Source organism: Mucilaginibacter sp. Mucisp73, from assembly GCF_059491465.1.
Map to the genome: position 1 here is coordinate 6,607,986 of NZ_CP168507.1, position 14,288 is coordinate 6,622,273.

General features: G+C 43.0%; 9 protein-coding genes. 5 read left to right on the plus strand and 4 right to left on the minus strand.

The window, feature by feature from the left end; translation table 11 throughout:
- The first annotated feature begins 263 nt into the window (after nucleotides 1-263).
- Nucleotides 264-1,784 (plus strand): IS1182 family transposase, encoded by a 1,521-nt coding sequence (locus ACEN82_RS27535; RefSeq protein ID WP_495643978.1) that lies wholly within the window; start codon nucleotides 264-266, stop codon nucleotides 1,782-1,784.
- Between the two features lie 67 nt (nucleotides 1,785-1,851).
- Here the strand turns inward: ACEN82_RS27535 and ACEN82_RS27540 are convergent, their stop codons facing one another.
- Both ACEN82_RS27540 and ACEN82_RS27545 read right to left on the minus strand, forming a co-directional pair.
- The gene (locus tag ACEN82_RS27540; protein ID WP_413321767.1) at nucleotides 1,852-4,746 is read right to left on the minus strand and encodes a DEAD/DEAH box helicase; all 2,895 of its coding nucleotides are present in this window, start codon (nucleotides 4,744-4,746) and stop codon (nucleotides 1,852-1,854) included.
- A gap of 562 nt (nucleotides 4,747-5,308) precedes the next feature.
- A complete protein-coding gene (locus ACEN82_RS27545; RefSeq protein WP_413321768.1) occupies nucleotides 5,309-7,762 on the minus strand; it encodes a PIG-L family deacetylase in 2,454 nt (817 codons plus the stop codon).
- Between the two features lie 263 nt (nucleotides 7,763-8,025).
- On the opposite strand from ACEN82_RS27545, the gene ACEN82_RS27550 reads away from it, so the two are divergent.
- From ACEN82_RS27550 to ACEN82_RS27565, 4 genes are read left to right on the plus strand one after another with little or no spacing between them, the layout of a single operon-like run.
- Nucleotides 8,026-8,673, plus strand: coding sequence for a TetR/AcrR family transcriptional regulator (locus tag ACEN82_RS27550; RefSeq protein WP_090535016.1), 648 nt, complete (start codon nucleotides 8,026-8,028; stop codon nucleotides 8,671-8,673).
- A complete protein-coding gene (locus tag ACEN82_RS27555) occupies nucleotides 8,657-10,021 on the plus strand; it encodes a TolC family protein (protein WP_090535017.1) in 1,365 nt (454 codons plus the stop codon). The genes ACEN82_RS27550 and ACEN82_RS27555 overlap by 17 nt, the downstream gene beginning before the upstream one ends.
- Nucleotides 10,022-10,043: 22 nt before the next feature.
- Entirely contained in the window at nucleotides 10,044-11,099 is a 1,056-nt protein-coding gene (locus ACEN82_RS27560) for an HlyD family secretion protein (protein WP_090535019.1), read from the plus strand.
- 4 nt (nucleotides 11,100-11,103) lie between these two features.
- The gene (locus ACEN82_RS27565) at nucleotides 11,104-12,648 is read left to right on the plus strand and encodes a DHA2 family efflux MFS transporter permease subunit (RefSeq protein WP_413321769.1); all 1,545 of its coding nucleotides are present in this window, start codon (nucleotides 11,104-11,106) and stop codon (nucleotides 12,646-12,648) included.
- Nucleotides 12,649-12,903: 255 nt separating this feature from the next.
- Here the strand turns inward: ACEN82_RS27565 and ACEN82_RS27570 are convergent, their stop codons facing one another.
- Nucleotides 12,904-13,488, minus strand: a complete 585-nt coding sequence (locus ACEN82_RS27570; protein ID WP_413321770.1) for a carboxymuconolactone decarboxylase family protein — start codon at nucleotides 13,486-13,488, stop codon at nucleotides 12,904-12,906.
- Nucleotides 13,489-13,704: 216 nt separating this feature from the next.
- Complete coding sequence (locus ACEN82_RS27575) at nucleotides 13,705-14,250, minus strand: peroxiredoxin (protein ID WP_090535023.1); 546 nt, start codon at nucleotides 14,248-14,250, stop codon at nucleotides 13,705-13,707.
- Nucleotides 14,251-14,288: the final 38 nt, after the last annotated feature.

Below are 14,288 nucleotides of genomic sequence, written 5' to 3' on the forward strand. Positions count from 1 at the left end.
CGAGTGCTTAACGCGGTTAGGCGATTGCATCGCCGGATTCGCGTTTCAAACGCAAACCCATATTAAGCACTCGTTACAAACGAGCGCAAGTAAAAAAGAAAAAGCCATGAGCATTAATTACTCATCGCTTTTTCTTTTAAAGCCCTTGCCCTTTAGTGGCCGTTGCGCAACTGAGAAAAGACTCGATCGAATAAAGTTTTGATCGGGTCTTTTTCTTTGATTAACTATTTGGTAGTCAGAGATTTATTTTGTATATTAAGGACATGCAAGGCAAAAAAGATTATCAGGAAAAGCTCTTCATCAGGTTTCAGCTTTCAGACTATGTTCCGGCTGATAACTTCTACAGGCGTTTGAAAGACATACTTGATCTCCACTTTGTTTATGATACAACGGCCAAATATTATGGTACAGAGGGTCAAAAGAGCATTGACCCGGTTGTGTTTTTCAAACTAATGCTTGTTGGTTATTTAGAGAACCTGAATAGCGATAGGCGCATTATTGCTACCTCACGTATGCGCATGGATATCCTCTATTTTATAGGATATGATCTGGATGAAGAACTTCCCTGGCATTCGACATTAAGCCGCACACGCCAGCTTTATGGAGAAGATGAGTTTACAGCTGTGTTTAAACAGGTTCTGAAAAAGTGTATTGATGCAGGTTTGGTAGCAGGTAAAAGACAGGCTATCGATAGCGCATTTGTCAAAGCCAATGCAGCTATGTCAAGTTTGGTCGAACGCGAGATCATGAATGATGCATCAACTTATGGCAAGCAATTGGACGATCATAATGATGAAGCCCCGGCTGGGGACATACCGGATGAAAACACCAAGCCTAAGCCGAGAAAGAACGCTAAAGTTGATAAGAAAGCGAACAGCAAGCGTTACAGCCCATCAGACCCTGATGCCCGGTTATCGGTGAAACCCGGAAAAACAACGCGGCTGAACTATTCGGCTCATGTAAGCGTAGATACACAAAACCACGTTATTACACACATCCAGGCCTTTCATGCAGATAGAGGAGATGCACCATGTCTGCCTGATATCCTTACCCATGTCGCCGGAAACCTTAAAGATAATGGCATGGAAATAGAAGATGTGCTTGCCGATACAGGTTATAGCGGTGAAGCGGCGCTTCTGTTTTTAGCTGATAATCATATTAAAGGCTTCATACCTAACAGGTCAGGATGTCAAAGCAGGGAAAGCCGGCAGGGCTTCAGTTATGACGGGGAGCAAGACCGGTATGTTTGTCCTGAAGGCAAATACCTTACTTTTCACAACTTCAAAAAAGCAGAGAACGATAATACCCATAAGATATATCGTACCAGTGTTAAAGATTGCAGGGACTGTCCGCTTAAAAGCACCTGCGCTAATCTGCAAGGCTTTAAAGTGTTTAAGGATTCCGTAGCTAAAGACCTTTATATAGAAATGCATGAACGCATGCAAACCCGACAAGGGAGCAAGGCCAGGAAAGTAAGACAAAGTACGGTAGAACCGGTACTGGGCACCCTGATCAATTTTACAGGCATGAAACAGGTAAACACAAAAGGGCTCGAATTGGCCAATAAATGTATGATCATGGCCGCCGTTGCCTATAACCTTAAAAAACTTGTCAATGGCGTTTCAACAAAGGTCAGAAGAAGAATAAGAAAAATACCCGGGAACCATTCTGATGCTTTTATTAATACTTTTTCGGCCTGTATCTCAATAACAGAGCACTCATTAAACGCTTTAGGGATGGCGATAAAAGCAAATGGCCGAATAACCATTTGCTCTGCAAATTAATTATTCAGCCATTTTAAGCCCTGTTGCGCAACGGCCACCTTTAGGGGAGGGCTTGGGAGGGGCGTTTTTACCCCAATATCTCCTTAATATCGTCCGCCGTAAGCGACTTAATAAAGCTTTCTTCGGTAGTGATTAGCGCTCTTGACAAGCTGAGCTTACGCTGCTGCAGGGCCAGGATTTTTTCTTCAACCGAATCTTTGGTGATGAATTTATAGATGAACACGTTTTTGGTTTGGCCAATGCGGTGCGTACGGTCAATGGCCTGCTGTTCAACAGCGGGGTTCCACCATGGGTCGAGAATAAACACATAATCGGCTTCGGTAAGGTTAAGACCTACGCCCCCCGCTTTTATCGAGATCAGGAAGACACGCGTTTTTTCATCCTCCTGAAATTGCTTAACCACATCGCCCCGGTTTTGCGTAGCGCCGTCCAGGTAGACGTAAGGAATACCAATGCGCTCAAAATGCTCGCGGTAAATGCTCAGCTGTTTTACAAACTGCGAAAATATGAGCACTTTATGCCCACCGTCAAGCACGTTGCCTAAGGTATGCACAACATCTTCAAATTTACCACTGTCGCCTTCATAATCCTTATCGATCATGATCGGGTGGTTGGCAATTTGTCTTAGCTTGATCAAGCCCTGTAGTACCTGGATCTGTGTTTTAGCGAACGTACCATCCTCCAGGCTTTTCAGCAACTCATTCCGGTATTCGGATTTTACCTCTTCATAAACCGACGACTGTTCTTCTGTCATCTGGCAGTAGAAAAGATTTTCAGTTTTGGGTGGTAATTCTGTTGCTACCTGCTCTTTGGTGCGGCGTAACACAAAAGGCTTGATCAGGGCCTGAAGTTTGCGGGCCTTATCTTCATCCTTTTTCTTTTCTATTGGCGCCACAAACTCGTTTTGGAAAAACTGTTGCGCGCCCAATAAACCGGGATTAATGAACGACATCTGTGTCCACAAATCGTTAACCGAATTTTCGACCGGAGTACCGCTCAAGATCAATTTAAAGCGCGACTTGAGCTGTTTAACCGCCTGGTATGATTTTGACGACGGATTTTTGATATTCTGGCTTTCGTCCAGGATCACGTAATCAAAAAAGAAACCTTTAAACATTTCAATATCAATGCGGCTGATACCATAGGTAGTGATGACCACGTCGTAATTGGCAAAAACTTCGGCACTGCGATAGCGCATAGTGCCTGTATGTACCATAAGTTTTAATTGCGGTGCAAATTTGCGGGCCTCATTAAGCCAGTTATATATCAGCGAGGTTGGCATGATCACCAGCGAAGTGGCTTTGCCTCCAGCCTCTTCCGTATCTTCCTTGTGCTTTTGCAGCAGTGATAAAGTTTGGATGGTTTTACCCAAACCCATATCATCGGCAAGGCAGCCGCCAAAGTGGTATTGTTTTAAAAAGTGAAACCAGTTATAGCCTGCTTTTTGGTATGGCCTCAAATTGCCCTCGAAATTAACAGGCATCGGCGCATCTTCAAGCTCATCAAAATTGGTTAGCTTTTGCAGTTTACGGGTCATGGTAACGCTGGCCATTTCGCCTTCGGCCAAATCGGTAACGAGGCCTATATGATGACGGCGTAATTTTAACTCATTGCTGCCTTCGGTAAAGTGCAGCAGGTTACCGTATTGTGAAAACCATTTTTCGGGGATCACGGCTATCTCGCCCGATGGCAAGGTAAATTCCTTTTTATGATTGAGGATATGATTTTTAAGCTGGATAAAAGGAATGCGGTAGGGGCCGAAGCTCACCATGGCGTTGATATCAAACCAGTCGTTATTTTCTGTTACTTCAAGCTCAATTTTGCTGCTGCCAAATACATAGCGTTTTTGCCCTTCGGGCTGTTCCAGCTCAAAACCCTGTTCAATAAGCTGATCATGATGTTGGTTGAGCCATTCAAAAACGGAGAACGAGCGGTCGTCATCTTCATCGTGTCCGGCAACTTCAAGGTTTTGGAACAATGATGAAGCTATTTTAAGCCCCATTTGCTCCAATTGGTGCATTTTGCCTTTTTCCCAGGTAGTTGAACGTTTAATACGGTGAAACAGGTAATCATCGCCGGTTTTTTCCATCCGCACAGAAATGTGCCTGCCATCGCCATAAGGAAATACATAGCCCGCATACTTAAAAGAAAGTTGCAGCTGCGAAGTACCGCCTTCAATATAAATAGGTTTAAGCACAGGGCAGGCGTCATACTTTTCAGTATTGATGGTGAAGCCTTCGGCATAAACATTATGCTTTTCGATAAGCGGGGCTACAAATTTTTCAAAGTATGATTGCTCCGACGATTTGGGTATGGCAATAAAACGCTTGTTCAGGAATGGTTGCAGTTTTTTACCCTCAATCTCCTTGTCAAAATAATAAAGGGTATCATCAAGCAGCATCCAGGCCGGGTGGTTACAAATGATCTCTGCATTTTTAAACATGAACTCAATGCGCATGCCCTGGTATTTGATGGTAGGGAAATACCTGATCTCTTCTTCACTGCGCCTGAAATGAAATAACACCGATGCCGCCTCGGTAGCCAGCTGAAGCTTACGCTCGCCGGGATAGCCTTCCTTGCTCATCTGGTACACCTGCTTGCCGCAAAGTAACGATAAGGCTTCGGCGATACGCTTCTCCAGTTTTGGGCGAATCATATCGAACATCTGCTCATTGAAAATCTTGGAGAAAAACTCGAACGGGCGAATTGGTTTTTTGTAATACCTTTTGATCACGTTTCCCTGCTCCATCTCCTCCAGCAGTTTGATCAACCTGATATCAGTTTCATCCAGAAAATCGCAAAATTCTTTGGCGGTATTGGAAAATAAACGCTGATGAGTTAACGAAAATTCACCGTTGGGGTTAAGCTGAACAATGTGAGGCTCAATAACATACGACAGGTAGTCATGCTTGGCAATGGCATAAATAATTTGGCATGGTTTGGAACTGTCGACGCGTAACATGTGCTTCAGGGTAAAAAATTATTTGAAGCTACATCAAGAAAAAATTCAAACGTAAATAGAATTTACTGTAATTGAAAGAGTTTTATATTAAAAAATTGTTAACGCGCTGAAATTGACACGGTTTTGATAACATAAAGTGTTTTTTGCCGGATAGTCGCGTTTAATAAAGGAAAAGATAAAGATAGCCTTAATAGCGAGGTACGAAGCAATCTCCACTTAGAAGAGCAGTTCTGTGTGGCTGCTTGTACAGTTTGGGATTATTAATAATTATATAGGTATTAATGAGTTCCCCCCGGTCGGGTTGTCTTCGTTATTGTAAGTTGTTGATTTTTAAATGTGTTTTTTTTGATCAATATCATAAATATGGGCGTTGCCTGCGGCCGTGCTATGCGCTCATACTGCACAGGCATTAGCCACAAGGCTGGTATCCGCTACTATCACTAACGCGGCCCACGCACTATCGCTAAACTATTTTTATACGTCATCATCATTTTTTAATGTTCCATCAGGGTCTCTCACAGAAGACTCTGATGGCTTCGCCTGGCAATACGCATTTATTCGCTTACTTTGGCTTGCTCAACAAGTTAATGAACAACCTGTAAGCTCCGGGCACACCGGCAGGTAATTCCCTGAAAAATGCGAGTGATGTGTATATAAACCTGCCTTTGCCATAATCACCAACAATTAATGATCCGTTAAGAGGTTCCTCGCCTTTATCATGCATTTGCAAAATGGGTTTGTACTGCGGGTCGATATTGCTTACAAAATATAGTCCGCGCTCCTGGATCCAGCCGCTGAAATCATCATTGGTTATTTTGTTAGGATAGTTTAACACCGGGTTTTGAGGATCTAAAACAGTTACCTCGGCATTTTCGTCGGTAACCCTCCTGTTCACTACAGTGAAAGGATACGGGCCTATTTGTTTTACAACAATACCATTGTTATTGTTGTATTGCACTACCAGGTTGCCGCCATTTTTTACATAAGCCATTAGTTTTGCCTGCTGATAAGCAAGGCGCTCATTCACATTGTAAGCTCGTACCCCGGTTACTATGGCATCATAACCCGAAAGATCGCCATTCATCACCTCGTTTTCACTTAGCAAATGTACATCATAACCTACCTGGCGCAAAGCTTCGGGCATTTGGTCGCCGGCACCGGCAATGTAGCCTATTTTTCTGCCGTTATGTTTAAGATCGAGGTAAACAAGCTTTGTTTGTGCCGGCGGAAATAGGGTAATAGCTGGTACGTGATCATACCTGATACGGCGAAGGCTAAGTGAAAATGGTTGGCCGTTAGCGTTAACCACCGCTTCCAGATCGGTAGTCTTAGTTTTAGTATCAGTTGGGGAAACCGTAAATGCTACTGACCATTCCTCATTTTTATCCTTATCGGTGAAGTCAATTTTTTCGGGGCTTATTTTCCAACCGGCAACAGGTTTCAGGCTGATGGTTCCATTTGCTTTGGTAAAACTTTTCAGGTTTACCAATACCGTTTGTACCTGCTGTGTGCTGAAGATATAATCCTTGCCTTCGATATTGGCGGTTACCGGCGGCGTTATTTCAATAGGCTGATAAACCTCGCCCCTAACCGGGTCAACGTATTTATATATTATGCGGCGGTCAATATTAATAGGCTTCCCCTCAATGATAAACTGGAAGGTAATTTTGGGTAGATCTGGGTTTTCGGGATTGCCGGCCAAGGTATTATCGGGCAAAGTGTAAACACCAATGGGGTGCGAGGCTGCAAGCCAGTACGGCTGCGTTAACATAGATGCGGCGGCAGTAGTTTCAAAAGTTTGCAGTTGATTAAATGGTATCTCCTTGCTTTGCAATGCTAATGCGCTATCGTTAGCATCAATGCTGTTTATCTTAACACGATAGTTAAACCTGTTGATCACCTGTGCACGTATGCTCATTTTATCGCCCAAAGCATATGTTGGCTCGGCTGCGTAAGCTTCAAACCACAGACCGGCACAAGCTGTAATCAGGTTGTTCAGCTCTTTGGTTTTTTGTTCGCGCCAGTAGTTATCCGATATTTTCTCCACTTTCGTCAGCAATTGTACCAATGCCGGTACTGATTTTTCGGGCGCGTCACTAATAAAATTCCGGCTGATAACACCTGTTAACGTAGAGATAGCATCGCCATCTTTAACGCGCTTCCAGGTGGTATTAACGCCATCCATGAGGTCGTTTTGCGGGGCATCGCCCAAAATAGTTTTAAAAAATTCGTATGATTCGCCGCGTTGTTTGGCCGAACCAAAACCCTGCGTTTTGTGATTGCTACGGCTTTCGGCAGCTATTTCACCATAACCTTTACCCAGGATGGTATTATAAACCCCAACATTGATCTTAAACTGATCGGCCGAGGTAGTATTAATGTTGCCAAAACTAAAAGTGTTCCACATCAGGCGTTTGGCCTGCCATGGTTTTACATATTTTAACTGCTCCGGATAACGGTTTGGATCGGCGGCGGCTGTAAAAGCTTCCTGCGCTAATATAGCCGAAGAGGTATGATGCCCATGGCCCCCCTCGCCGGTTGTTGGGAAGCGGCAAATGATCACATCCGGCCTGAATTTGCGGATCACCCAAACTACATCGCCCAATACTTTTTCCTTATCCCAGATCTTTAGCGTTTCTTCCGGTCCTTTTGAAAAGCCGAAATCATTGGCGCGGGTAAAAAACTGTTCGGCGCCATCAATCCGGCGGGCAGCCAGCAGTTCCTGCGTACGGATTAAGCCAAGTAATTCGCTTTGCTCATTGCCTATCAGGTTTTGTCCGCCATCGCCACGGGTGAGCGACAGGTAACCGGTGCGATAATGTTTTTCCTGCGCCAGGTAAGCCAGCAGGCGGGTGTTTTCATCATCGGGATGGGCGGCAACATATAATACACTACCAAGCACATCAAGTTTTTTAAGGTTTTGTTGAATAGTGCCGAGATCGGTAGGTGGGTTGGTTTGGGCCTTTGAAAAAACAGTTGCAAACAGGAATACTGCAATGAGGTGGATACGCTTCATAGCAACAAATATATTGAAAGATAGATATTCTGTATTTCCTGTATCAATAATATAACAAAACCATTACGGTGACCATCAATCTGTTAAAGTTTTTAATGATAAATATTAAATGTTTTCACAAACACTTTTGATTTTTACAATTTTTTTAAGCATTGTCAAACAAATCTGTCATTCGATGGTAATCTTAATCAACTGATTAACTTTTTCTGCTTCAATCCGATACGCTTAATCAATCGTTTGATTAATTTTGTGCCGTTAAAACAATGGAAAAAGATAAGATAGATAAAAAGGAACATATCCTCGACGTGGCCGAAAAGGTATTCGCGGACCTGGGTTATGACGGAGCCTCCACCCGTACCATATCGGGCGAAGCCGGTGTAAACATGGCTATGCTCAATTACTATTTTGGATCAAAAGAAGGACTTTTCCTGGCTGTTTTTGAACGTAAGATTAATTCGTTCCGTACGCTGCTGCAAAATATTAACAGCGATGGCAGCATGAATGCCTGGGATAAACTGGATAAATGTGTCGACAATTACGTTGAACGCATCATAGCCAACAACTGTTTTCAAAAACTCATTAACAGGGAAGTGTCCATGAATAAACGTGGCGACCTTACCGATAAGATCATCGAAATACTGATGGTAAATGTATATGAGGTAAAAAGGATTATGGAAGAAGGCGTAAACAGCGGCTTGTTTCATACAGATGCCGATATAGCACTGGTAATAGCTACCCTTTTTGGCACAAAAAATTACATAGTTAACATGCCGCAGCTATCATCATTAATACTGGGACATGATATTCGTGATGAAAAGTTTATGGAAAATGAACTGAAACCACGTGTTAAAACATACATGAAAAGACTTTTAAAAGCTTATTTAGTTAAAGAACATGACAACTCAAAATAACAAAACCAACCACCTTAAGCTATTAAAGCAGGTGTTACGGCCCATTTTACGCGGTAGTATCGCCCTCATAGTTTTGAGCCTGCCTTTTGCTGCCAGCGCACAAGACAGGACAATTACACTTGACGAAGCCATTAAACTCGGCCTTGAAAACAGCAAAACTTTAAAACTATCAAATTCAAAAGTTGAGCAAGCTGTTTCTCAATACAATCAGGCAAAAGACGAAGCATTGCCAACAGGTAAAGTAAGCTATGGCTATAACCGTGCCCAAATCCCGGCCAACAGACTGGCGCTGGGTTCTGAAAGCATTAACCTGCCATCGCATGCCGATGCGTATTTAGGGATCCTGAGCTTAAACCAAACCATATTTGGCGGTAATAAATTAAAATATGCCCGCCAATCTACCGATCTGCTCACCCAGGTTTCCCGCCTTGATGTTGAAAATGATAAAGACGAGGTAGTTTATGATATCATCAGTTCGTACTATAACCTTTACAAAGTGCTGCAAAGCAAAAAGGTGGTAGCTCAAAACCTTGCTACTGTTGATGTACAAATTAAACAGGCACAGCGTTTTTTTGAACAGGGTTTGGTAACCAAAAACGATGTGCTGCGCTTTCAATTACAACGCTCAAATATCGAGGTTAACGGTGTCGACCTGGAAACTAACCGTCGTATCATCAACTATAACCTTAATGTGTTGTTAGGTTTACCGGAAGGGACACAGCTAAACATCGACCAGATCACCGAAGCCGACAGGCAGGTATCTCCGTTAACTGCTTACCTTGATACAGCAATGGCCGCCCGCCCTGAGTTTAAACAATTTGCTTTACGCAGTCGCGTTGCTGAAACCAATACTAAAAGCGTTAAAGCTAATAACCTGCCAACGGTAGGCGCATCGGCTGCTGCTTATTATGTTGATGTAAGCGCCAACCCGATACCTAAAAGCGGTAATTTTATCACCCCTATATCTGTAGGATTAACCGTATCATGGAACTTCAGCTCCCTTTGGACCAACAAGAACAAAGTTACCGAGGCTAAGATCCAGGAGCAGCAGGTTGAGATCAACAAAGGTATCACTACTGACAGAATAAAAAATGAAGTGAACCAAAGCTACCAAAGCTATACCCAGGCGCTTGAAAAGGTTAAACTTTTACAAACCTCTATTGATCAGGCCGGTGAAAACAACAAGATCCTCGAATCAAAATACAAAAGCAATATAGCATCTGCAACCGATAGGGCCGATGCCGAAACCTTGCTTTACCAGGCACAGATCAATTTAGAATTGGCTAAAGCCGATGCGGGTCTGGCTTACTATACACTATTAAAATCAACAGGAAAAATCAACAAATAACAATACCAAACCTTTAAATAAAATGGCAAAGGAACAAGAAACACCGGAACAACCGAAAAAGAAAAACAAAGTTATCCCCATCATATTAGGCATTGTACTTATTGGCGGCGTAATTTTCGGTATAAAAGAATACATCTACTTTAGCAAACACATTGATACTGACGACGCCCAGATCGACGGCGATATCAGCCCTGTAGTTGCCCGCGTTGGCGGATATGTTGATTCAATTTATTTTGAAGAAAACACTCATGTAAACGTTGGTCAGCCGCTGGTTAAAATTGATGACCGCGACTATAAAGTAAAATTAGAGCAGGCTCAGGCGGCACAAGTTGGCGCAAGCGCAGGCATTAATGTAAATCAATCACAAATTTTCGCCAACGAAGCAAACTCTGCAAGCGCAAAAGCCCAGGTTTCATCAAACCTGGCCCATTTAGAAAAAGTACAGAAAGATTACGACCGTTACGCCAACCTGGTAAAAGACGGTTCGGTAACCCAGCAACAATTTGACCAGGCTAAGGCCGATTTGGATGTTGCAAAAGCTAACTACAAAGCATCGCAGGATCAGTACAAAGCGGCTGTGCAGCAAATTGGCACAACCCGCAGCCAGTTAGCTGTTACCCACACGGGTGTATCACAAAGACAGGTTGATATTGATTATGCAAAACTGCAATTGAGTTACACGCTGGTGAAATCGCCGGCAAGTGGTTTAGCCTCTAAAAAGAATGTACAGTTAGGTCAGTTGGTGCAGGCCGGCCAAACCCTGTTCTCAATTGTGAATGATAACAGCCTTTACATTACCGCCAACTATAAAGAAACACAGCTTACCAATATCAAAAATGGTTTAAAAGTTGAAATTGAAGTTGATGCTTATCCAGATATGAAGCTGGAAGGCCAGGTCTACAATTTTTCGCCTGCTACAGGTGCTAAATTCTCCCTGTTGCCTCCGGATAATGCTACCGGTAACTTCGTAAAAGTTGTACAGCGTGTGCCTGTAAAAATTAAAATCAACGGCACTAAAGAGGAGCTTGCAAAATTACGCCCGGGTATGAGCGTAAACGTATCTGTAATTAAAGAATAATATTATGGCTGAAACTGGCTTTAAAAAGTGGATCATCACCATTACGGTGATCACAGCTTCATTACTGGAGCTGATTGATACCACTATCGTTAATGTGGCGTTGCCTCACATACAGGGTAACCTTGGCGCAACCCTTGAAGATGTGGCCTGGGTAGTTACCGGGTATGCGGTAGCAAACGTGATCATATTGCCCATGTCGGGTTGGCTGGGCGGCCGTTTTGGGCGTAAAAACTATTTCATGGCATCTATCATCGTGTTTACCATCGTATCATTTTTATGTGGTAACGCGCACAGTATGGATGAGCTGGTATTGTTCAGGATTATTCAGGGTATTGCCGGTGGTGGTTTGATTTCGACAGCCCAAGCCATATTACTTGAAACCTGGCCTCGTGAGCAGATAGGTACTGCAACCGCGCTATTTGGTTTGGGAGCGGTTGTAGGCCCAACAGTAGGCCCAACCATTGGCGGCTGGATAGTTGAAAACTACTCATGGCCCTGGATCTTTTACGTAAATATCCCGGTGGGGGCGTTGGCGGCATTTTGTACGTACACCTTCGTGCGGGAAACACCCAAGGATGCCAAAGGCAAGCCTGTTGACTGGTGGGGTATTATCTTGCTGGCTATTGCAGTAGGCAGCTTACAAACCGTACTTGAAAAAGGTGAAAGTGAAGACTGGTTTGCTAAGCCATATATCCTGGTATTAACTATATCGGCTGTATTAGGTACCCTATTATTCATTTGGCGTGAGATGAGTACCGAGCATCCTATTGTAAACTTCAGCATTCTGCGGCACCGAAGTTTTGCTGTGGGCATGTTCACATCCTTTATACTTGGGTTTGGTTTGTATGGATCGGTGTTCGTGTTCCCGGTGTTTTGTCAAAACCTGCTTGGCTTTAACGCCCAGCAAACCGGTGAGCTGTTGTTCCCCGGTGGTTTATGTACCATTGTGATGATGCCATTTATAGGCAAAATGCTAAATAAGGGCATACCAGCCCAGTTTATGGCTACTGCGGGCATGTTCCTTTTTTATGTATTTACACATATGTTAAGCAATTCGACACTGGCTACGGGCGAAAAGGATGTGTTAATACCGTTATTAATCCGTGGTGTGGGTATGGCTTTATTATTTGTGCCGCTTACTACGTTGGCCATGGCAGATTTGAAGGGCCCTGAGTTAGGTCAGGGATCGGGCTTGAACAATATGATGCGCCAGTTGGGTGGATCTTTCGGGATAGCTACATTAACAACCCTCATCCATATACGCCAGGGTGTGCACCGCAATAATTTGCTGGTAAATATCAATCCGTATAACAATCCGTTTAATGACCGTTTGCATATGCTCACCCAGGGATTTATGGCCAAAGGCAAATCAATGATTGATGCTACCCATATGGCATATCAGGCTATCGAAGGTATGGTTACCAGGCAAACATTGTTGTTAACGTATGACGATGCTTATTGGATATCGGGATTGGTGATGTTATTTTCGATACCGTTGCTTTACCTGCAGCCGTTCAAAAAGCTGAAAGCTGTTGCCGATTCGCACTAAAACAATAAAAGCCGTTCCACTATTACCGGAACGGCTTTCCCCAAAAAAAATTAACAATTAAAATTTAAGTAACTCCTCCCGCATAAACAACATATTTGAATATTGCGACCGGGGTTTGTTTAATCTTAAGGTATAAATTTACTGGATTTTAATTAATAAACGCAAATTTTATTAGGCAATAAAATACTATTTATGAAAAAGGCATGAAATTTTATTATTTCATGCCTTTTTCATTGTTAAAATAAGTTAAGCTTGTTAAAATATAACTTTACCTGTAGCTGTAGTTAATGATGCTATACGTACGGCATCAAAAATACGCTCCTCGGTAGTGCCCAATTTTATAAGCGAATCCTCATGTGCGTTCACGCACATCTCGCAACCATTAATGGCTGATACGGCTAAACTGGCCAGTTCAAAAAACTCTTTACCGGTTACCGGTTTCATCATTAACTGCATACGGATCCGTGCTGGGATCTGGGTGTACTTTTCCTTTTGGGTAAAATGCCTGAAACGGTAAAATACGTTGTTTGATGCCAGCAATGAGGCGCAACCTACAGCTTCGCCAATTTCGGCATCGGTAGCTTCGTTTTCTTTAGCGTATTTGGTAAAGAAGTTGGTAAGCGGAACATTGTTATTGTTTACAGCAGTAGCCAAACCCAGCAAGGCGCATTCTTTATTAGTTAAATGTGCGGAGGTAAGGGTGCTGGTAAAGTTCAGCTTAAGGTCGCGCAGGTAACGTGATTCGCCTGTTTCTAAAAGGCTCAGGCTGGCTGTGCGATAATTTTTATCTAATCCGATACTTTCAAGTATCTCCTGGATCACTTCGGTACTTTCGTTCATTTTTTTTAGCTGAAAGCTTAAGGCTTAAAGCCGAAAGCTAATTTTAGCGGAAAGCTTAAAGCATAAAGCCAAAAGCTGTTGTTTATTGAGTTATTGGCAGAAAATTTAAAGGCTGATGCTTGGAATTTAAAGAAAAGGCCCAAAGCTGAAAGCTATGCTTCCCTTGCTTTGAGCCTTTCGCTTTTAGCTTTCAGCCTTCGGCTTTCTGCTTAATTATTATACAGTTAAAGTTTCCTGACCTTTTTCCCAGTTGCAAGGGCAAAGCTCGTCGGTTTGTAAACCGTCAAGTACGCGTAATACTTCTTTCACGTTACGGCCAACGCTCAGGTCGTTAACTGATACCCAGCGGATGATACCTTGCGGGTCGATGATGAAAGTAGCACGGTAAGCAATTTTTTCAGTTGGCTCTAAAATGCCCAGGTCTTCGGCTAATGATTTTGAAGTATCAGCAAGCATAGGGAATTTCAAATCACGCAAATCGTCGTGATCTCTTCTCCATGCAGCGTGAACAAATTCAGAGTCGGTAGAAGCACCGATCAAACGGGTTTCACGGTCACGGAATTCGCCAAAGTTTTTGTTAAACTCAGCAATTTCAGTAGGGCAAACAAAAGTGAAGTCTTTTGGCCACCAGAACATTACAGTCCAAACGTTATCATCGTTGGTTAAATACTCAGAAGTAAGGGTTTCAAACTCTTTACCTTTTTCAAGGCTTACTACTGCTGTTTTAGAAAATTCGGGGAATTTTTGTCCTATGGTTAACATATTTTGATGTTTCTTTTAATGTTTATGCAAATATAGAA

Excerpts from the sequence above, each read along its gene's own strand:
- ACEN82_RS27545 (WP_413321768.1), bottom strand. The coding sequence starts at position 7,762 with ATGAAGCGTATCCACCTCATTGCAGTATTCCTGTTTGCAACTGTTTTT.
- ACEN82_RS27540 (WP_413321767.1), bottom strand. The coding sequence starts at position 4,746 with ATGTTACGCGTCGACAGTTCCAAACCATGCCAAATTATTTATGCCATT.
- ACEN82_RS27535 (WP_495643978.1), top strand. The coding sequence starts at position 264 with ATGCAAGGCAAAAAAGATTATCAGGAAAAGCTCTTCATCAGGTTTCAG.
- ACEN82_RS27565 (WP_413321769.1), top strand. The coding sequence starts at position 11,104 with ATGGCTGAAACTGGCTTTAAAAAGTGGATCATCACCATTACGGTGATC.
- ACEN82_RS27560 (WP_090535019.1), top strand. The coding sequence starts at position 10,044 with ATGGCAAAGGAACAAGAAACACCGGAACAACCGAAAAAGAAAAACAAA.
- ACEN82_RS27575 (WP_090535023.1), bottom strand. The coding sequence starts at position 14,250 with ATGTTAACCATAGGACAAAAATTCCCCGAATTTTCTAAAACAGCAGTA.
- ACEN82_RS27550 (WP_090535016.1), top strand. The coding sequence starts at position 8,026 with ATGGAAAAAGATAAGATAGATAAAAAGGAACATATCCTCGACGTGGCC.
- ACEN82_RS27555 (WP_090535017.1), top strand. The coding sequence starts at position 8,657 with ATGACAACTCAAAATAACAAAACCAACCACCTTAAGCTATTAAAGCAG.
- ACEN82_RS27570 (WP_413321770.1), bottom strand. The coding sequence starts at position 13,488 with ATGAACGAAAGTACCGAAGTGATCCAGGAGATACTTGAAAGTATCGGA.